Raw genomic sequence first — 21,603 nt, 5'->3', positions numbered from 1 at the left:
TAAATAAGTCTATTTACTGTTTCTGTGAATCAGCATTTGTGCATATTTATAGAAGACTGACTAATGAAAATAATGAAACTGAGCTTGAGTACATTTTTCCTACTGGTATTTTTGTGTGGATGTGGGGGAGGCTCAGATAAAGGAAATGATAAACCATTTGCGCAGACGTATCGTGTGTCTATTGATATTGAGGGACAAGGAACCAGTAGCCGAGAAAGTATAGATGTTGAATTTGGCAAATCGGCTGTGGTTAATCTGCTCGCCGGTGAGGGATACTTTTTAGATAGCGTCACTGGGTGCAGCGGTAATTTGTCAGGAACAACCTATACAACGGGATTAATTCAGACTAATTGTACTGTTTCTGTCGTATTTAAACCGAAAGTAAGTGTATCAAGTGTTATTGCTGACCCACAGTTACTAAAATGTATGTCAGATAGCGGCAATAATTTTATTCATGAAGTTACATCGTTAAGTTGTGATGGCTATGCGATAGACTCAATGGTGGGCATTTCGCAGTTAATTAAATTGACGCGCATTAAGTTAGACAATAGCCAGCTAACTACAATCGACCTTTCTAAAAATACAGGGTTAGTTTCGTTAAGTTTAAATGGTAACTTACTGACCGAACTCGATGTTTCAGCACTATCCGATTTGAAAGAGCTAGACCTAAGAAACAATAGCTTATCAAGTTTATCAGTCACTAAGAACCTTGATCTTACAAAGTTACAGCTTTCTAATAATCAATTGAATACAATCGATGTGTCTAATAATAGTAAACTGACGGATTTAAGCTTAGGTAATAATAAGCTAACGAACATTGATTTGACGCACAACAGCCAGTTAATTGAGCTGAGAGTTTATGAAAATGCGCTAGAGAGTATTAACTTAAATAATAATAAATCCTTAACGAACTTTAAAGCATATGATAATCAGTTATCTACAATAAACTTATCCAATAATAAGTTATTAAAAGATGTGAGTCTTGGGGGAAACAAACTTGATGAAATTGATATCTCGAGCAACGTTCGGCTAAAGGAATTACGGTTATATAAAAATCAGTTATTACACATAGATGTTTCAAAAAATACAGCGTTAGTTGTGCTTGATTTAAACACTAACCTATTGAACTCGATTGATACAACTCGTAATACAGCTTTAACATTGTTAAACCTTGATAATAACCAGTTGACTGATATTGAGGTGAGTGTAAATACGCAACTAACCTTATTGGGTTTAGATTCAAATCAGCTCAGCAGCATTGATGTATCGAACAACACTTTACTGGAAACATTGGGGCTGAATAACAATCAATTGAGCACGATTGATGTTGCTAGTAACACGCGTTTAACGCGACTCGATCTTGATAGTAACCAGTTGACTAACATCGATGTGAGTGCAAATACGCAACTAACTTCATTAGGTTTAGATGCAAATCAGTTTAGCAGCATTGATGTATCGAACAACACTTTACTGGAAACATTGGGGCTGAATAACAATCAGCTGAGTGCTATTGATGTCAGTCATAATACCGCTTTGACTCGGCTGGACCTTGATAGTAATCAGCTCAATAGTATTAATGTTACTAGTAATCAGTTACTTGATACGTTGCATCTAGATGATAATAAATTAACAGCGATAAACATCACTGACAACCCCGCACTTAGTATATTAAGTTTAGATAATAACCAACTAACTACGATTGATGTTAGTCAAAATTTATCTCTAACAAGATTAGACCTTGATAGTAATTTACTGACCGATATTGATATTTCTAAAAATGTTCTGTTGGTTCGATTGGGGTTGAATGGAAATCAACTTAGTAAGATTGATGTGACTAATAACATTGCACTACAAATTCTGGAACTGGACAGTAATCAGGTAATTACCCTAGACATAAGCCGTAATTTTATTTTAGAGACATTGAGTGCAGACAATAACTTACTGGGAAATATAAATGTGAGTAATAATGGGCAGTTGACATCTCTTAGTTTAGAAAATAATAATTTAACAGGCATAAATCTTGAAAATAATGCCAAATTAGTCTTTTTTAATTTAACTAATAATAAATTAACCTCGCTTAATGTGCTCAATAATGCTGCACTTACATCACTTAGTTTAAATGATAGTCAGCTGGAAAGTATTGATGTTACGTCGAACTTGTTATTAACATCTTTATCATTAGATGGAAATGCGCTGACAAGTGTAGATATCACAAAAAATACGTTTTTAAAAACGCTAGACTTAGATAATAATCAAATAACAGTATTAGATGTGTCATTCAACCGTGACCTAATAAACTTATCGCTTGATCAAAACAAACTATTGGAACTAAATGTCGACAATAACTTGAACTTATTGAAATTGAGTGTTGATAATAATAATTTAGTGCGTATAGATATCAATTCAAACACTGCACTGTTGGATTTTAGTGTTGATGGTAATAATTTATCACAACTCGATGTTGCAAATAATATTGCGCTTACCGAATTTCATGCCGCACAAAACCAACTTACTGAAATTGATTTATCTTTCAATCCAAAGTTGGTAACAGTGAGCTTGTTCGAGAACAAATTGACCGAAATTGATATTGAAAATAATAAAGAGTTGAAACTTTTGAGTGTTGGAGCAAACAAAATTACGAGTATAGATGTTACGAGTCACACCAATCTGTTGCAGTTGAGAGCGTATGAAAATCAACTGTCAGAAATTGATGTATCTGCAAATTCAAAATTACTGGTTTTAAGTTTATATAGTAATGAAATTTCAGGAATAGATGTCTCGCGTAATACTTTATTAAAAGAACTCAGTGTTGGTGATAATAAGTTAGAGGTGATAGATGTTTCTAAAAACATGTCATTATCAAGCTTGAAGCTATATGGAAATAAGCTTGCGGATATTAATGTGAATGAAAATACTGTACTTTCAATACTCAATGTTGGAGGGAATGTCTTGAACAGCATAGATGTATCTAAAAATTTGGAATTAGTTGAGTTTAGCGCTTACAACAATAATTTTATAGATGTTGACCTGTCTAATAATTTAAAACTATCTAAAGTAAGTTTGTATGGGAATCAATTATCAGCTATTGATATTGTACTACTGCCTCTGTTACAAGAATTAAATTTAAACAATAACAACTTCTCGAGCATTGATCTGACAAACAACCCCAGCTTAAGCGTTATTGATTTAAGTAACAATAAGCTTGGCTTTTTAGATGTGTCTAAAAATGTAAAATTACAGGCGTTAGAAGTTTATAGAAACGAGTTATCTCAAATTGATGTAGGCACTAACGTAGAACTGAAAATACTAAGTGTGTATGAGAATAGCTTATCCAACATTGATGTGCGTAAAAATATAGCGCTTGAACAACTTCAGTTGGCTGATAATGCATTAACTGTTGTCGATACCACTAACAATGTTGCACTTGTTGATTTTAATATTTATCGAAATAACTTGGCCACCTTAGATGTATCGAAAAATATTAAACTAACAAGTTTAAAAGCATATGATAATGAAATTTCCAGTATTGATCTCACTGAGAATATTCAATTAGTGGAGTTGAGTTTAGGTAGTAATCAACTGACAAATATCGATGTAAGTAACAATGTTGCGTTAACTTCACTAAGGCTATACAGTAATGATTTTTTGACGCTGGATCTATCAAAAAATACCGCATTGCTTGAGCTTAATCTCAATTTTAATCAGCTCTCCGATATAGATTTAAGCAATGCATCCATGTTGAAGCAGTTGGAGTTAGAGCGTAATTCACTAGCGAGTATTGATTTAAGTAAAAGTGTGCAGTTAGAAAGTGTTAATTTACTTAGAAATAATTTAACGAATCTAGATGTTGTGTTAAACACGCAGCTGAGTTCACTTAAATATGATGCAGGAGTGAGTTGTATTGGGGCTGCATGTACTTTGCAAAATTAAAACCCTAGTATAGTCGTAACCCTGGCGGAAGGCCCGTGATAGGGTAAAGAGACAAATTTAAAATAGACTGTGAAATTGAATCTGTGGTGGCACGTATAACGAATGCTTTAATTTGTTTACAACGCCTTATTGTCATTTAATAGCACGGTGTGTAAGCCGTACTTTTTTGTATGGATTGTCAGCTCTATCATAATATTGGAAAGAGTCCATTTTACCCAATATCAAATAAATGAGGGAGGTTGTGTTCTACGTAAGTTTCAATGAACATAGAAAACTTTACTGATAAAGGCACAGATTCAAATCACGAATTATAAATTACTTTAATTTTTAATGCCTAAACTCACCCAGTATTTTGGATCAGTAATATCTCTGCTGGGATCCAGAAAAGGGTTATCAATATGAATAACTGAACTCGACTGCCATTTTGAAAGTGGAAATAAGTGTTTAGTAGAGCTATGGGTCTTCATATATTTATCAAAGCTGCCATCCTCAATCGCTTTGTTGAGTCCATTTGCGAGGTTCGTTATGAGTTCATGGTTGTTTTCACGAGTAAAAAAGTACATTGGAAATGGGTATTTGAGAATTAATTTATCATATACAATGAGGTCAGGCATAGTCTGATTTCTAGATATTACTTCGGAATGTGCTTCATTAATTCCTCTTGGAAAAGCAAAGCATCGTCCAGAATACGCTTGTTTAAACATGTTCTCATAGATGGTATTTGGCATAACATTTAACCCCGCAGCAATCATAATATCGGTATCGGGCCAATGGGAGCCTTGACATAGCCGATGCTGCTTGAGTTGTTCTAACGTTGATATTTTTTTGAGTTTTTCAATGGCACGTTTATGCGCAGTAAAAACTCTATAACCGAGTAACCCCTTAACTAAAGGAATGGGGACAAAGCCAAGGGCACTTTCTCGTTCAGAGTCAGTTCCAGCCCAATAAATATCAATAAGTCGACCAGCTTTGAGCTCATTCAGAGCCCGTTGTTGCACCATATAAGGTGCGAATGTGATATCGACTGGCTTGTCGATCTTTTCATACGCAAGCTTTATTAACCCAATATAGTAGTCATGTGTACTATCAAATTCTGATTGAGCGCCTCTTACCTTTAATGTTTGACCATAGCTAGGCAGTATAAAAATCAAACCAAAAATCAGTATTAAAACATGATGCATCGTATTTAAGCTCATTATAGTAGCTGTATTTTAAGTATAGAGTGCCGCTTCTGTTAGGCAAGTGAACCACTTATACGGTGATATAAAACAAAATGGCTACCCACTTTTGTAAATAGCGACTAAGTTTTATAGACATGTTGTACAGGTTGTTTGAAATGGTTGAATTGTTAGCACTTGATACTAAGTCGATTAAAAACTCTATTTCGATGAGGTTACTAAGCTCCGTATTGTCTATTTATTTCCTCTTAACCTTGCTCGTGACAGGTATACACATTGCTGTGGAATACCAAGATGCCAAAAATGAAGTACAAAATGTGCTTGAAGCATCAGAGCAAACATTTCATGACATATTGGCGACCGATCTGTGGAACTATGATCTTGAGCAATTAAACATTACTGCGGAAAGTATAAAAGGGTTGCCAGACATTACAGGTGTTGAAGTGATGGGCGCCGACAAAAAAGTTCTGTTCTCTAGTGGTAACACGCTTGAGCGCACAGCTGAAAAAGAGGGGTTATTTTGGCATGAATTTTCGTTGATCAAAACAATGAATGATGAGGGCACTGACTTAGGTCAGGTGCGGTTATATTCAGATCGAAGTGTCATTATTAACAGCATTAAGTCAGGTGTTTATACGCTTGCGATAAATGCTGTTATTAAAACGATGGCGTTGGTGGTACTAGTCACCATCGTGTTTAGAAAATTACTGACGGTGCCACTTGGTATGTTAGCACAGCATGCAAATTCGATTGACCCTGACCATGCTGTATTTAAACGTATTAGCATTGCAAAAAATAACAATGATGAACTCGGGGTTGTTCAAAATGCACTCAATAGCATGATGGATAAAACAGTAGAGACAATCAAAAAGTTAGACACAGTAAATCAAGAGCTTGAAGAAAGAGTGATTGAACGCACCGAAAAATTAAACCGAACGGTAACTCAACTTGATGTAGAACGCGGAGCGCTTAAAGAAGAAGTTGCGATACGTCAACAACGAGAAGCTGCATTGGCGCAGTCTCTCGAAGATTTGAAACTTGCACAAGGGAAGTTAATTGAATCTGAAAAACTGGCGTCATTGGGTGGGTTAGTTGCAGGGGTAGCGCATGAAATAAATACTCCTGTGGGGTTAAGTTTGACTGGCATTTCTCATTTTGAACACATGGTTGAAGATATTAATAAGCAGTTTAAAGCAGGAGAATTAGAAGAAGATGACTTTGTGCGTTTTACAAAAGATTCAGCAGAGCTGGCGAAAACAATTCATGTCAGTTTGGCCAGAGCGGCAAACTTGGTGAAAAGCTTTAAACAAGTGGCAGTGGACCAATCATCAGAAGAAATTCGTCAGTTTGATATTTTAGATTATTTAAAAGAAACCATGACGAGCATGCACAGCCAATTAAAACAAAGCGCTGTGCATTTTAATGTGCAGTGTGAACAACAAGTACTGATGATGACAAGTTACCCAGGTGCGTGGGCACAAATCTTCACAAATTTGATTCAGAATACCTTAATTCATGCGTATGACAAGGGTCAACAAGGTACGGTGACATTAACTTTTCAATTAGAGGCACAGCAACTGCTTTTCGAGTTTAAAGACAATGGCAAAGGGATGAGTGTTGACACAATTGAGAGAATATTTGATCCCTTCTTCACGACTAATCGTTCAAATGGGGGATCAGGGTTAGGTATGAATATTATTTATAATATAGTGACGCAAAAATTACATGGCTCTATTTCAGTTAAAAGTGAACTTGACGGGGGCAGTACATTCTTAATTTCTACGCCACGAACATTATCTGATAAGTAGATAGGCAGCAATATGTTTAAAAAAAAGTCTAAATCGGATAGCAAGCCGAAAGAATCATGGAAAGTACTCATTGTGGATGATGAGCCAGATATTCATACAGTCACGAAAATAACACTAGGTCGGTTTGAATTTGACGATAAAAAAATTGAATTCTTAAGTGCCTATAGTGGATCTCAAGCAAAAGAAATTTTGGCGGCACACTCAGATATTGCATTGGTATTTTTAGATGTAGTGATGGAGTCTGACGACGCGGGTTTGTTGGTTGCACAGTATATAAGAGAAGAATTAAAAAATACTTTTGTACGTATTATTTTAAGAACAGGCCAACCCGGACAAGCTCCAGAAAGAGAAATAATCGTTAATTATGATATTAACGATTACAAAGAAAAAACAAACCTAAGCAGTGATAAATTGTTTACTGTGATGTATACCGGCCTGCGGGGGTATCGTGATATTTTGTCGATTGAGAATGCCCGTGCTATGTTAGAAAACCACAGAGTGGGGCTTGAAAAGGTCATTGATTCTACTGCAAGTTTGTTTAGGATCCGCTCTCTAGATAAGTTCGCTAATGGGCTGTTGGTGCAACTGGCATCTTTACTTCATGTAGATAAAAACACGTTATGTGGAGAAACCAGTAATTGTGCTGTAAAAAAGGTTAACGATAGCTTTGAAATAATCGCCGCGACAGGAGTGTTACAACCCACAGTGGGCGTTACTCCCGATCTGCCAGAAAACATTATTGCGTTATTTAACCGAGCTTGCGCTGAGCAGAAAAGTATACTGAATGCCGGTGCATTTGTTGGGTATTTTCCAACGACGAATACAGGTATTAACTTAATTTACCTAGAGCGAGTAGGCCAGATTGACGCGTTAGACAGGCAATTACTAGAATTGTTTTCTCATAATATATCCGTTGCATTTGAAAACTTGGCCCTTGATAAAGAAATCTTTGATACGCAGTCAGAGATCATCGACACGTTGGGTGAAGTTGTTGAAAGTCGCTCAAAAGAAGCTGCAAATCATGTTAGGCGTGTATCCCACTTATCAAAAGCACTGGCTGAATGGGCGGGGCTAGCTGAAGATGAAGCCAATCAACTATTTATGGCATCGCCAATGCACGATGTAGGAAAAGTGGCGATTCCTGATTCGGTGTTATTAAAGCCAGGTAAGCTTGATGCATCTGAATGGGAAATAATGAAAAGCCATGTTTCGATTGGCCATGATATTTTCGCACGCTCTAAACGACCAGTGCTGAAAGCGGCCGCGATTGTTGCAGGTCAACATCATGAAAAGTATAACGGGAAAGGGTATCCTAATGGTCTTGCTGGCGAAGATATTCATATATTTGGTCGTATCGTTGCGCTGGTTGATGTATTTGATGCGTTATCGCATTCTCGATGTTACAAGGAAGCATGGCCATTAGAGGAGGTTGTCGCGTTGTTGAAAGAAGAAAAAGGTGGGCATTTTGATCCAAAGTTAGTCGACCTATTCATCGAGAACATTGATAAAGTGACACATATAATGGATTCATATCCAGATTAGCGTACAAATACAGAGTTGAGGCTTGGATTAAGGGCTAATTATCATGCGCCTAGCAAGGGAAGGTGTTTTATCTTGTGGTAGGTTAACGCCAGTTTTATACAGTGTGTAATAGCCTGTTCAGGAATGGCTTGTGAACGATTTAACACAATTGCTCGATTGCCTTGGTATTGTAGTTCATTAGGGTATAGTTGCCGAAATGTATCGACGAGCTTGGTATTACAATTAAAGAACAGAAAATAGCTATCTGGAGATGTATTTTTCCAATCAAGGCGAATAGCGGTTCCTGATTTAACCTTAAAGCTAGGTTCGCCCCATTTTAGCGTTTCCTCCAGAACACCTGCACTGAGTTCAGTGGCCGTGTTGACAATTAAACGACGTAGATAAGTGAGCTTCAAACAAATATCGTCAGGATAAGCGTTGAATTTATCTGCAATCACTTTCTTCATATATGACTCCTAACGGGATAAATAATTAGTGGTATTGTTATTGGCGAGTTTGCCAATTTATTATGACGGTAGCGATGTTGTTTTTAATGGCAAAATTAAAATGCCAATTTATTTTTAAGGCTATTTTTTCTACTAACTGTAACCCCAGTCCGAAACACTGTGTATCTGATTCTTCGTTAGTATTTACCAGATTGCTAATGATGATATGATCTTCATACAGGTTAATAGAAACGGTGCCAGCAAAACTATGTTGAAAAGCATTTCGAATTACATTGGAAAGTATGATACGCAACAGTTCGTCTTCTATATCGACGGTGTGATCAGTTTGGGATAATTCAGTAGTGACGGGTTTACCTTTGAGTAAATAGCTTTGAAATTGAATGATTTCTTTACAGCATTGACGAATTGAAATTTGCTTTTTTGGTATTTTTTTATTGGACTCACGTGCCAGCCAAAGCAAGGTATCAGACAAATTGATCATATTATTGCTGGCTCTGAGCGCTCTCGTTAATGATGGATGGTTTGCGTCGGAAACTTTTATTCTCAAATTGATGGTATCTAACGATGCTTGTATCGTAGCTAAGGGAGTTCTTAGCTCATGACTGGCATGTTTTAGAAACAGACGTTCACGTTCGTTAAGCGCATTCATTTGTTTGATGTTAGTCATTAACTGGTCTGCAATTTGATTTAATTCACTAATTGAAAAGTCTAAGTAGATGTCTTCTTTGGGATTATCTTGAATTTTTTTAGACCAAGCTACAAGGGCTGTTAATGGCTCCAACGCGCGCCTTAAAATCCAAGATATAACAAAATACAGAGCAGAGAATAATATAACAGTTAAAATTAAGGCATGAATGAAAGCGTTGGTAAATAGCGGGGTTAGAAACTGGTCAGCATTTTTCGCGTCTTCAACACCCGTAAAGTAGATGTCTCCGTAGTCTTTGACTTTACTATATAAGATATAAACATAGTCTCTTTGGCCTAATTCAGAAGTACGTTCGATTGTCACAGGAGACATAAGCTTAAGTTTATTTTTATCAAATAGTTGCCTTATATCAATGGGGATTTGTTGCCAGGAACGGTAAGCACTAAACTCTTTACGCTGAGGCAATTTAATATTTTTATTCACATTAATCTGATTTATCACGCTGTTTGCTTCTAAACGCAAGTAGCTATCTGTTGTTGCGTCTACGACATAAATAACGAATATAATGACAAAAGCAAGACATGTTATAAACAGTACTATGGCAATAGATATGAGTTGTCGTTTAGTGCGTTCAGCGATACTCTGGGCTGCTTGTTTTGTAATATGCTCTGTCATCAAGTAGTTGCTTCTCTAAGTGATAACCCAACACCCACATGTGTGTGAATAAGCGTGGCAGGAAATGGTTTATCAACTACTTTCCTCAGCTGATGAAGGTGTACGTTGAGCGTACCAGTTTCAATATCTTCATGTGGCCAAATATGCTCCTCCAACTGTGTTTTTGTAACCACTTGAGGGCTATTTCTAGCGAGAAACTCCAGGATTTTCCAGCCAGTAGGTGTGAGTTTGAGTTCAGTATCAGCTCTCATTGCTCTGTGTTCTTTGGGGAAAATAGACAAATCACCGACGATAAAACTGGCTAATATTGGATTATTACGGCGGTGAAGCGCTTGAAGCCGCGCCCATAGTAATGACATATGACAAGGTTTAGTCACATAATCATCTAATCCGGCTGCAAATCCCATTAGTTGTTCTTCGTCTGTATCGCACGCTGTAAGCATGAGTATAGGGGTCAAACATCCTTGGTCTCTGAGAGTTTTACATACATCAAAACCATGTATTTTTGGCAGCATGAGATCAAGAATAATGCAGTCAAATGGGTTGTTAATACTAAGCTCTACACCCATTTTTCCATCATATGCAAAGTCACATTCAGCGCCATGCATTTCCAGGTAATCGGATATAGCGAGCGACAGGTCTTTATCATCTTCGACGATTAATACTTTCAATTTAATACTCTCTATTTCGTTATTTATACATCATAGCTGATAGCACATTAATCATTTGGTCAAAATTGCATTGCATGATGAGTAATATATTTTTAAGTAGCGCAGACTTGCGCTGTAGGCCTGTATTGTGACAGTGTCGTTATTAACATGGTATTAAGGTGATTGAAGTACTTTAATGACGCGTAATATACCATTGTAATGGTCATTTTTTACAGGGCTTTAATATGTAATAACCTGCTCTAAAACGTTGTTTTAATGCGCTAATTGGTGCACGTATACAGCAAAATATCTCTTTCTCAACGTAATAATGATACCTCCTTGAGCACAGCCTTAATGTTTTCTTAATACTTGTTTTGTAAAAATTACAGTATGCAGCGGTTTATTCATCATCGCTTTAGAAACCGTGCAAATTGGTGGTATTCAACTTGTCTGTTGATCCGTTGAATTTTGCGTAGAAGTCGTTTTGGGGAATGTTATGTCTCGTAAGTTTTGGTTCATTGGTTCAATTATTTTTATGGTGATTGTGTTAACAGCACTTGAGTATATGGAAGACACGATTGATATTGTTGAAAAAGATAATATTAACACTGTGCGTGAGGTGAGTGTTATTAACAAGCGTGTTGGTACCCATGAAGGTGTTATTAGAGTATTTGCCGAAATAAAACCTCGCTGGGCAGTCACCCTCAAAGCACATGTTGATGGTGAGGTTATTGAGGTAAAAGATAGTGCACTGGCCGGTGAATATAACGCGAAGGGAGATGTCCTCATAAGAATTGAAGATAGTGATTACAAGGCTCATTTAGCGTCAGCGAAACAAGCACTAGCAGCAGCAAATCTTACCTTATTTACAGAACAAGATCGGGCTAAAAGAGCCTTAAAAGATAGAAAAAAGTCAGGTATTCAGTCTGAATCGTCAGCGATACCGCTGCAGCTAGATATTGCTAAGAAAGCGGTATCGGCCGCTAAAGCCAATATAAAAGCGGCTGAAATGAAAAAAATTTACACCACAGTTGTCGCACCATTTTCAGGTATTGTAACGCACCGTTTTGTTAGTATTGGACAAACAGTGAATGTGGGTGAACCACTGCTTAGTATACTTGATCAAACAAATCTTGATATCACGGTTTCGTTAAACAATATTCAATGGCAAAACCTTGCAACTCAGTGGGAAAAGCGAACTGCTCAAATTAAAAGTAAACAAGGCGATAGGGTAGCGCACGCCAAGATTAAGCGAGGTGGTGGGTTTCTAGACCCGAAGACTCGTCAGCATAAACTGTTTTTAGAAATCGATAATGATGAGCGAAATAATGTACTGTCAGGCGATTTTGTCAATGTAGAAATACCCGGTAGGGCAGTAGATAACTCATTATTGATCCCGGCCAGTGCATACACGCGTGAAAGTACAGTTTGGTACATAGATGAAAATAATCGGTTACGCTATTTCCCAAGTAATATACTCTTCTATCAGGGAGATAATTTAATTATTACAGCGCCAATTAGTCGCGTCGCTGGCGATTTTAATATTGTAATAAATCCTCTCGCGTCATTCATCGCAGGCAAAAAAGTGAATCCTTCGTTTGAAGGAGCTACATTAAGATGAGTATGCTAACAAGTTGGTTCATTCGAAACCCTGTCGCAGCAAATTTGATTATGCTACTTATTCTTGTCATGGGTTATATGACAGTCAATGGCATGCGCATAGAAGGCTTCCCTAAACTTCCAGCCGATACCATTATTATTGACACAACTTATTACGGTGCGTACACCGAGCAGGTTGATGAACAAATAACGCAAAAGGTTGAAGATGCACTTGAAGGCCTCAATGGAATAAAAACGATTAAGTCTTTTTCTTACAATAACGGCTCACAAGTGAGAGTCGAAAAAAATGCAGGTCATGACTTACAAAGGTTGCTTGATGATATTAGGTTGCGCATTGACGGCGTGGCGACGTTACCAAGTGATGCTGAGCGGCCAAAGATCTCCCGTAATGATTTTGATTTCCCAGCGCTGTATGTGATGTTGGATGGGGAAATAGATCAAAAAACATTGCAACAATTAGCCAAGACACTAAAAGAAAATTTACTTGAACAACCCGAAATTTCTAAACTCAGACTGTTAGGGGAAAAAAAGCCAGAAATGCGCATTGGTACTAACCCAGATGAGTTAGAAAGGTATGGGTTAACGATTAGTGATGTGGCAGCAGCCATTAAGAAATCATCGCTTCTTTCCACCGCGGGTATGTTAAAAACCAAGGGCGCAAATATTTCACTTCGCGCTGACAGTCAAGCCTATTACAAAGCGGATTTTGAAAACATCCCAGTGATAGAAAATGGAGACGGTACGCGGATACTTTTACGAGACATTGCGATGGTCGAAGATCAGTATCAAGATGATGATGTTATTGTCCGCTTTGACGGTAAACCGGCAATTGGTATGGAGGTCTTAATTGGTCGCAAGGAAAATGTATTACACATTGCTGATGAGGCAAAACGTGTTATTGCAGATTTTGAGTCTCAGCTTCCTCCTGAAATGAGTGTTTCAATGTTTGGTGATTCGAGCAGCTATATTTCTGACAGATTAAGTCTATTAAGAACCAGTGCTATTCAAGGTTTGTTGTTGGTTGTATTTTTATTAGCGCTCTTTCTACACACTAAGTTAGCCTTGTGGGTAGGTATGGGTATTCCTATTTGTATTGCTGGGGCACTTGCCGTAATGGGGACGAGTTGGATTGATTATTCGCTGAATGACATCACAACATTTGGACTAATTATCGCGCTGGGTATTCTTGTCGATGATGCTGTTGTAGTAGGGGAAAGTGTGTTCACTGAAAGAAGGCGGCACAAAAATCCCATTGTAGGTACTGAACAAGGGGTTAAGAAAGTCGCTACAGCAACCGTTTTTGGTGTATTAACAACAATCGCTGCTTTTTTACCTATGATGTTAATTCAAGAGGGGTTTGGCAAAGTACTCTCTGCATTTTCTGGTGTGGTGATTTTAGCGCTGTTATTTTCACTTTTTGAGAGTAAATTTATCCTGCCAGCGCATCTAGCTTATGTCGATATTGATAAGAAACCGTCTACTTTTGTCGTGGCTCGCTTATGGAGTCAGTGTCAGCATTTTGCGCAAACAACCTTATCTCGATTTAGGGATGGCATTTATGCGCCGGCGCTTATTTGGGCAATTCGTCAACGTTATGCGGTGTTAATTACTTTCGTCTCTGTTGCGCTTCTCGGTATAGGGCTCATTGAAAATGGTAAAATAAAATCGATTTTTTTCCCTGATGTACCTGGGCAAATTATTCGAGTTACTATGGAGATGGATCCAAGAGCACCTTATTCAATGACCATAGAGAACATGGAAAAAATTGAGAAAATAGGAAATGAGATTAATGACTTTTATATTCAAAAAGGGGTAACAGAAGCAGCACCAATTAACCATATGCTTAAAGTAGTTGCGGGTGCATTTCAAGGGGAAATATATGCTGAGTTGTTGCCTTCAGAGTCTCGTAAAACCCTCAATACTTCTGACATCGTTAATCTATGGCGTGAACGGGTTGGGGAGTTAGAAGGAACAATTAACTTGAAATTCTCAGCGTCAGACGAAGGGACAAGCGGTGGTTTGGAATTGTACTTATTTGGTAAAAATGAAGCCATTCTCAAAGAGGCTAGTAATGAATTAATGCAGGAGCTTAACGCAATTCAAGGGGTTTACAATCTAAGAGATAGCATTAAAGGAGGTCAGCCTGAAGTACGTTTGCTTCTTAAGCCAGAAGCGAAGCATTTGGGTTTTTCTGCACAAGATTTGGCTTTTGAAATTGGCGGGCGATTTACGGGGGTTGAAGCCCAGAGACTGCAACGAAGTGGCGAAGAAGTTAAGGTTTATGTTAGTAACAATAAAGAAAGCAGTCGCACATTAGAAGATTTGATGCAGACCAGAGTAAGGAGCCAAAATGGGGAGTGGTATTCATTGCTCTCTATAGCTGAAATATCTTCGAGCTATGCCAGCGACTACATTGAAAGACGAAATGGTAAGCGTGTTAATAATGTGCAAGCTCAAGTAGATGAGGGAATTGTTTCTAATACGGAAGTTGGTCAGCAAATCACAGAGGTGATCGTGCCAAAGCTCAAGGGTATGTTTCCAACAATTAATGTGGTTGTTGGCGGTGAGTTGCAAGAAGCACAGGCACTGAGTGGCAGCATGAGTCGCGCATTAATTGTCATTTCTGTACTGATCTACGTGTTGCTCGCGATCCCTTTAAAATCTTACTTTCAGCCTTTTATTATTATGGCCGTTGTGCCGTTTGGTTTTATTGGTGCCGCAGCGGGCCATCTTATTATGGATGTACCGCTTAGCTTATTGTCATTTTTTGGCATGTTGGCACTCACTGGCATTATCGTGAATGACTCTTTGGTCATGATGACGCGTTTTAATCAAGAACGCGCCAATGGCTTAGACATATCTGCAGCGCTTATCAGTTCAGGTGTCGGCCGTTTCCAAGCGATTTTTTTGACCACAGTGACTACGGTTGCTGGGTTGATACCACTGATGTCGGAAACGTCAGAGCAAGCACAATATTTGATACCTGCTGCTATATCATTAGCCTATGGTGAAATATTTGGCACCGCGATCACTTTGATCTTAATTCCTGTGCTCATTGCAATTGCCGAAGACGCAAAGGCTGTAATTAAAAAACCAGTTAGAGTGAATGATGCATCGGCATAATTGTAAAAGCGCCTTGAAAACACACGATGATGGCCAGCATATGATGTATCTACTTTATACTAAGGTAGGGGGTTAATGTTATGACATCGATAGCCCCAATCTCTTTATATCGGATCATTACAGCAAACAAAACCAAGGTGACTATCAATGCTGTTTTGACCATTGTAGAGATTACGTTGACAGCTTTGGTGCCCATGTTTATAGGGTTTGCGATTGACGGCTTATTGGCAAAAGAGACAACAGAGATGTTTGTTTTAGTGGCAATTTTGATTAGTTTAATCGTGATGAGTGTTATTAGACGGTTTTATGATACTCGCGCGTATGGGGAAATAAGAGTCAAAGTACAAGCAGAGTTTGTTAAAAATAACGCCTCACTCAGTACCTCAGTGCTGAATGCGCGATTAGACATGGTACGCGAGTTCGTTGACTTCTTAGAGGAAAGCGTACCAGAGATATTAAATGCGGTGATTCAATTTATCGTTTCTCTGGTTGTGTTGTATTTTCTTAATCCTATGTTGGCCATAGCTGCTTTGTGTAGTGGCGTTATGATGTTGCTTATTTATACTTTGTTTCATGGCAATTTCTATATACTTAATGGTGCGTATAATAAGCAATCAGAGCGGCAAGTTACTATTTTAAATACTGGCTCGGTATATAAACTTGTTCGTCATTTCAATTATTTAAAAGAACTAGAAATTAAGCTTTCAGACCGAGAAGCGATACTGTATGGCAGTGTGTTTATGGTCTTGTTAAGTATGGTTGTGTTTAACTTATGGTACGCAACATTGCATAGCGCGATGAGTGCAGGTGTCATATTTTCTATTGTGAGTTATTCGTTTGAGTTTGTTGAAGCCGCAATTGTTTTGCCAATGACGCTGCAAAGCTGGTCGAGGTTGACAGAAATTACAAATAGAATTAACTCAACAGACATAGTGCATATAAAAGATATAACGGATTAGTTTATTTTTCGAAGGTGTTTTAATATTGCTTGAAAACGGGAGGTTTAATAGTTCGAACTATGATGCTGTAAAGAGTGTATAGCAAAGGTTGATAACTTATTTGTATCAACCTTTGCGTGTGTCACGGTATTATCTTACGCCTAACAACGCTTCTTGCTCGGCTTGGCTGGCAAGGTATTCGTCGAACGTACCGTGGAAGTTTTCAACTTTCTTATCTTTTATATCGATAATTCGAGTTGCCAATGACGATACGAATTGACGGTCATGACTAACAAAAATCAATGTACCTTGGTATTCTTTTAAGGCGTTATTTAACGCTTCAATGGCTTCCATATCCATGTGGTTGGTGGGCTCATCCATAATTAAAACGTTCACGTCTTGCATCATGAGTTTACCAAACAACAATCGGTTCTTCTCGCCACCAGAGCAGTTTTTGGCTTTTTTGTTAGAGTCATCAGCAGTAAAGAGCAACCGACCTAACATGCCGCGTACCATTAAATCGTTATGCTTGGCTGTACGCCATTGCGACATCCAATCAAAAAGTGATAAATCATTATCAAAGTCTTTAGAGCTATCTTGTGGGCAGTAACCAATTGATGCGTTTTCAGACCACTTCACGACACCTTCATTGGCTTGAAGCTCGTTCACTAAGCAACGTATGAAGGTGGTTTTACCTACTCCGTTTTCCCCGATAATGGCAAGCTTTGCGTTTGACTCTAAAATGAGCTCTCCTTTTTCAAACAGCACTTCGTCTTCAAACCCATGGCCAAAGTCTTCTAGAATAAGCGCTTGGCGATGCATTTTTTTACCTTCATCGAAGCGTAAGCTCGGTGCAATACGGCTTGAACTTTTTACTTCGTCTAAGCTAATTTTGTCCATTCGCTTCGCGCGAGAGCTTGCTTGCTTAGCTTTGGAGGCGTTTGCACCAAAACGGTTGACAAAGTCTTGTAACTCATCAATTTCTGATTGTTTTTTGGCATTGCCAGCTAAAAGCTGCTCCCTGATAAGTGAAGATGCTTCAACAAACTTTTCATAGTTACCAGGATAGATACGTAGCTCACCGTAGTCTATGTCGGCCATATGCGTACAGACGGCATTTAAAAAGTGCCTATCGTGCGAGATAATGATCATGGTGCACTTACGCTGATTTAATTCGTTTTCTAACCAACCAATAGTATGAATATCAAGGTTGTTAGTTGGTTCATCCAGTAACAATATATCTGGATTGGCAAATAATGCTTGTGCCAATAACACGCGCAGTTTCCAGCCTGGTGCAACTTGAGACATCAAACCAAAATGGAACTCTTCTTCAATACCCGCTTTAAGCAAAATGTCACCCGCACGGCTTTCCGCGCTATAGCCATCCATTTCCGCAAATAAGCTCTCAAGTTCAGCGACTTTCATACCATCTTCTTCACTCATTTCTGGTAATGAGTAAATACGGTCGCGCTCTTGCTTTATTTTCCAAAGCTCAGTGTCACCCATAATGACAGCATCAACAACCGAGTATGTTTCGAAAGCAAACTGATCTTGACTTAAGTTACCGACTTTTAGGCCTGGTGTGATAGAGACGTTGCCAGAGGTCGGTGTGAGTGCACCACTTAAAATTTTCATGAATGTTGATTTTCCGCAGCCGTTAGCGCCAATTAGGCCATAACGATTTCCGTTACCAAATTTAGCAGAAATATTTTCGAACAAAGGTTCTGCACCAAACTGCATGGTGATATTCGCGGTTGAGATCAAGATGAATTCCTAAGCAAGGTGAGCCCACAGTCAAACGATCTGTTGTGTCGTTTGCAATAAGCGTCAGGGTTGGTCTATCTAAACAAGGTCGCGAATTATACAGATATGAGAGACAGGCTGTCGAGTAAAGCTTTACTTAAACTGTAAATAACCACATTTTGTGATCAATTGAGGCGTAATTATAGTGAATAGGGGTAAATTTATTTAGCTTGGATGTCTATACGCAGTATGTTGTGGTTGTACAAATAGTGAACTTATGACAAATGTAACTTCAAAAAACGGTCATTTTTACTATATTAGCCGCTCACATAGATGAAAGGATTTAGTATGAAATTTACCGCTGTATGGCTACTCGCATTGAGCATTAACGTGTTTGCGTTAGAACCAAGTGAAAGTGAATATAAAAACAATGATTTAGCAATAAACAACTCACCTCAAGCGATCACTGGAGATTTTGATTGGTATCGCGCCAATTCAGCTTCATGTCGAACAATTCGGTCGATGATATTTCACAGACATCCGGGCACCGAACATTTAACTCCCGTTGCAGTACCGGTCATTTACACTGGAGGAAATTGTTGGGCAGCAGGTCGCACAACCTCAACCGATGCGCCTAAAGTGATGTATGACGAAGTGAGCGACATTATCCGCAGGCAATTTGCAACGGTTGAACATAATTTTAAAGAAGTCTCCACCGATATTGTAAACAATATTGCAGCGCAATCTGACATGAGTATTCGAAGTCATAGTGCGTATATTGAAGATTCGATGAGATTGAAAATTAATGGTCAAGTTGATGCCCAAGGAAATGTCCCTGTATCGATAGAAGGCTTTGATGTTATTGCAAAAAGTAAACTGCGAAAAACGCAATTGGGACTACGCATATATCTTCATGTAGAGATAAAGTATGCAGATGTGAAAATTACCGGTAAGTATAATGTTCATACTCAACAAATGGTACTAAACCCGCAATTATCTAATTTCAGACCGGATGTGAAAACAGAGGTAGATTTACCTTGGATCATTGATTTGATCAATGACCTAACGCCTGAAATTTTCAACCAGCTATACACTGAGTTTAGTCGTATGGTCATTGATGTATTCGAATTTGTTGGAGTTGATATGAGCATAGAAGTAAAAGAAGTTATAAAGCACAATGTTAAATTTATCTCTCAAAGTATTGTACCAATACGTGAATTGGATAATCGTCGCACAGGAGATAGCATTCGCCTAGAAATGGAGTTTAAACGCGGGTATTTGAAAGTGAAGGATTCAAACACCAGTTATATGATGTTTGCGTTACCTATGTTGCCTTAGGTTTTGTAAATTACAGGGCTATTAATAGCACTTAGTTAGTAGCCCTATGCATTCGAGTGCGATAGTATCCTTTTTTAGTTTTTTGATTGAGATAAACCCTCCTTTAGTACAATTGATAGTTACTTATAAAATAGTAGATAATGCTAAGCAAATTAATGTAATACAGCGTTTTCAGTATGGAAATTCAGCAACAAACCCGTTTTAATATTCTTGTTTCCCAATGCGTGTTTGCCTATGCCTTGCTCGTTGTGGGCTTAGCGATATTAATGCCAATATTACTGGAAATGAACGTAGGGGAGTTCATTGAGAATTTGATTGGGGGTGGGATTGGCTTTTTTCTAGTAAAGCATATCCGAGAGGGCGATCAGAAGATGCTCGCATTAGCGATACTTTATTTTGCTGTGCAGTTGGTTAACATCAACTATGGTGATTTGAGCCTAGGTTTGAGCTTTGGCGTGATGATATCTGTTGCATTCAATGTAGATGAAGTGAGTGTGGGGATTAACGTGCTTAGCGTAATACTAACGGGAATGACGGCTATTGCGTGGCTAAAAAATAAACCTAAAAAGTATTAAAAAGGTTGCTTTTTTATTGGCGACGTTCACGACAGAGCAAGTTATCGCGTGAATTGAACGCTTATTACTTGCCTATTCAGCGCAGTTTTTATAAATAATATTTTGGTAGTGGCTTAGCTAATAGTAGCGCACTACCAAATGCATTTTGTATGAAAATTTACTTCTCTCGAATGCAGTTAAGCAGTGCCCTGTTAGTCTAAATTTACAAGCACTTTATCTAATAGTGCAATAAGATCATTGACTTCTTCTTCGTTTACATTTGAAAAATTACACTTTATTTGCTCTGGAATATGTTGAGCTTGCACTTTAAGGTCAAGACCACCGGCAAGCAGCTTTACATGCTTTTTTCGTTTATCATATTCATTTGACACAATGCGAATGAGAGACTTAGTCGTCATCTTTTTTAAAATCAGCGTTAAAGCGCCACCATCAATGGCGGTTAATTCTCTTAATTGTGCAATGGTTATATTGTCTTGTTCCCATAATGCCATCATAACCACATACTGCGGGTAGGTTAGATCTAACGCGTCTAAATGCGGACGGTAGCGCCTTGTGACACTATTCGACGCCATATATAAACGATGGCATAACTGATTTTTTAACTTTAATTGCTCGTAGCTCATAGTACTCTCCTTGGTTATTATTTTACTTTGCACACAAAGTATTTGCAATCAGGAAATTTATTGGTATATTAGTTTGCATGCAAACTAAATTGCTACGTAAAAAACATAGTTTAATAAACGGAGAATGAATATGAATACATTACAAACTGTTGCTTATACAGCAAATGCTACTGCTACGGGTGGACGTGAAGGAAGTGCGCGCTCTGATGATGGTCGTTTAGAGGTAAAACTGTCTACTCCAAAAGGGTTAGGTGGTGATGATGGCGCAGGCACAAACCCTGAGCAGTTATTTGCAGCAGGCTATGCAGCCTGTTTTATTGGTGCCCTTAAGTTTGTGGCTGGGCAAAGTAAAGTAAGTTTACCCGCTGACACGAGTATTGACGCACAAGTTAGTATTGGCCCTATTGAAGGTGGCTTTGGTATCGCAGCTAAGCTTGCAGTATCTATTCCGAATATGGATAAAAGTAATGCTGAGGCTTTGGTAGAGCAAGCCCACCAAGTGTGCCCTTATTCAAACGCAACACGTGGTAATATTGTTGTAGAATTATCAGTTGTATAAGGTTGCAAGGGAGCGTTAGCTCCCTTTAGGTGTCTTTAGGTGTCTCAGCAGTGGTTTTATGATCTTAGTTATTACTTGTCACACTTGATTGATTATTATTAATACACTCGATCTAGGTGTCGTTTTAAGAAATATTTAATTTTTCATAAAAAGAGGTTGTTTATAGTTAATTTTTGTCATTTTTAGTTACAGGACATGAGCCTACCTCT

General features: G+C 38.2%; 15 protein-coding genes. 9 read left to right on the top strand and 6 right to left on the bottom strand.

From position 1 onward, the window contains the following. Nucleotides 1-63 precede the first annotated feature (63 nt). Nucleotides 64-3,930: a hypothetical protein gene (locus tag J8L98_RS20990; RefSeq protein WP_210998053.1), complete on the top strand. Its 3,867-nt coding sequence runs from the start codon at nt 64-66 to the stop codon at nt 3,928-3,930. Between the two features lie 320 nt (nt 3,931-4,250). On the opposite strand, the gene J8L98_RS20985 is transcribed toward J8L98_RS20990, so the two are convergent. After that, nucleotides 4,251-5,126 (bottom strand): hypothetical protein, encoded by an 876-nt coding sequence (locus J8L98_RS20985; protein WP_210998052.1) that lies wholly within the window; start codon nt 5,124-5,126, stop codon nt 4,251-4,253. A gap of 140 nt (nt 5,127-5,266) precedes the next feature. On the opposite strand from J8L98_RS20985, the gene J8L98_RS20980 reads away from it, so the two are divergent. Both J8L98_RS20980 and J8L98_RS20975 read left to right on the top strand, forming a co-directional pair. Then, entirely contained in the window at nt 5,267-6,916 is a 1,650-nt protein-coding gene (locus J8L98_RS20980; protein WP_210998051.1) for an ATP-binding protein, read from the top strand. A 12-nt stretch (nt 6,917-6,928) separates the two neighbouring features. Further along, complete coding sequence (locus J8L98_RS20975; protein ID WP_210998050.1) at nt 6,929-8,458, top strand: DUF3369 domain-containing protein; 1,530 nt, start codon at nt 6,929-6,931, stop codon at nt 8,456-8,458. 41 nt (nt 8,459-8,499) lie between these two features. Here the strand turns inward: J8L98_RS20975 and J8L98_RS20970 are convergent, their stop codons facing one another. From J8L98_RS20970 to J8L98_RS20960, 3 genes are read right to left on the bottom strand one after another with little or no spacing between them, the layout of a single operon-like run. After that, nucleotides 8,500-8,904 (bottom strand): DUF1801 domain-containing protein, encoded by a 405-nt coding sequence (locus J8L98_RS20970; protein WP_210998049.1) that lies wholly within the window; start codon nt 8,902-8,904, stop codon nt 8,500-8,502. A gap of 37 nt (nt 8,905-8,941) precedes the next feature. Continuing rightward, complete coding sequence (locus J8L98_RS20965) at nt 8,942-10,225, bottom strand: HAMP domain-containing sensor histidine kinase (protein ID WP_210998048.1); 1,284 nt, start codon at nt 10,223-10,225, stop codon at nt 8,942-8,944. Further along, entirely contained in the window at nt 10,225-10,896 is a 672-nt protein-coding gene (locus tag J8L98_RS20960) for a response regulator transcription factor (RefSeq protein WP_210998047.1), read from the bottom strand. Before J8L98_RS20960 ends, J8L98_RS20965 begins: the two co-directional genes overlap by 1 nt. Before the next feature lie 475 nt (nt 10,897-11,371). Between J8L98_RS20960 and J8L98_RS20955 the strand changes: the two genes are divergently transcribed. The 3 genes from J8L98_RS20955 to J8L98_RS20945 all read left to right on the top strand — a co-directional run bounded on the left by J8L98_RS20955 (nt 11,372) and on the right by J8L98_RS20945 (nt 16,577). Further along, complete coding sequence (locus J8L98_RS20955; RefSeq protein WP_210998046.1) at nt 11,372-12,496, top strand: efflux RND transporter periplasmic adaptor subunit; 1,125 nt, start codon at nt 11,372-11,374, stop codon at nt 12,494-12,496. Continuing rightward, nucleotides 12,493-15,618, top strand: coding sequence for an efflux RND transporter permease subunit (locus tag J8L98_RS20950; protein ID WP_210998045.1), 3,126 nt, complete (start codon nt 12,493-12,495; stop codon nt 15,616-15,618). The genes J8L98_RS20955 and J8L98_RS20950 overlap by 4 nt, the downstream gene beginning before the upstream one ends. An 80-nt stretch (nt 15,619-15,698) precedes the next feature. Next, nucleotides 15,699-16,577 (top strand): ABC transporter six-transmembrane domain-containing protein, encoded by an 879-nt coding sequence (locus J8L98_RS20945; protein ID WP_210998044.1) that lies wholly within the window; start codon nt 15,699-15,701, stop codon nt 16,575-16,577. Between the two features lie 129 nt (nt 16,578-16,706). On the opposite strand, the gene J8L98_RS20940 is transcribed toward J8L98_RS20945, so the two are convergent. Then, nucleotides 16,707-18,320: an ABC-F family ATPase gene (locus J8L98_RS20940; protein ID WP_210998043.1), complete on the bottom strand. Its 1,614-nt coding sequence runs from the start codon at nt 18,318-18,320 to the stop codon at nt 16,707-16,709. A 327-nt stretch (nt 18,321-18,647) separates the two neighbouring features. On the opposite strand from J8L98_RS20940, the gene J8L98_RS20935 reads away from it, so the two are divergent. After that, complete coding sequence (locus tag J8L98_RS20935) at nt 18,648-19,637, top strand: hypothetical protein (protein WP_210998042.1); 990 nt, start codon at nt 18,648-18,650, stop codon at nt 19,635-19,637. 176 nt (nt 19,638-19,813) lie between these two features. Then, nucleotides 19,814-20,212 (top strand): hypothetical protein, encoded by a 399-nt coding sequence (locus tag J8L98_RS20930; protein WP_210998041.1) that lies wholly within the window; start codon nt 19,814-19,816, stop codon nt 20,210-20,212. Between the two features lie 191 nt (nt 20,213-20,403). On the opposite strand, the gene J8L98_RS20925 is transcribed toward J8L98_RS20930, so the two are convergent. Next, nucleotides 20,404-20,835: a MarR family transcriptional regulator gene (locus J8L98_RS20925; protein ID WP_210998040.1), complete on the bottom strand. Its 432-nt coding sequence runs from the start codon at nt 20,833-20,835 to the stop codon at nt 20,404-20,406. 130 nt (nt 20,836-20,965) lie between these two features. Between J8L98_RS20925 and J8L98_RS20920 the strand changes: the two genes are divergently transcribed. Continuing rightward, nucleotides 20,966-21,394 (top strand): organic hydroperoxide resistance protein, encoded by a 429-nt coding sequence (locus tag J8L98_RS20920; RefSeq protein WP_210998039.1) that lies wholly within the window; start codon nt 20,966-20,968, stop codon nt 21,392-21,394. Nucleotides 21,395-21,603 lie beyond the last annotated feature (209 nt).

The organism is Pseudoalteromonas sp. MMG013 (assembly GCF_018100885.1).
Classification (GTDB): domain Bacteria; phylum Pseudomonadota; class Gammaproteobacteria; order Enterobacterales; family Alteromonadaceae; genus Pseudoalteromonas; species Pseudoalteromonas aurantia.
The sequence above is the reverse complement of the archived record's forward strand: the minus strand, read 5'-3'. Positions and strand labels throughout refer to the sequence as shown.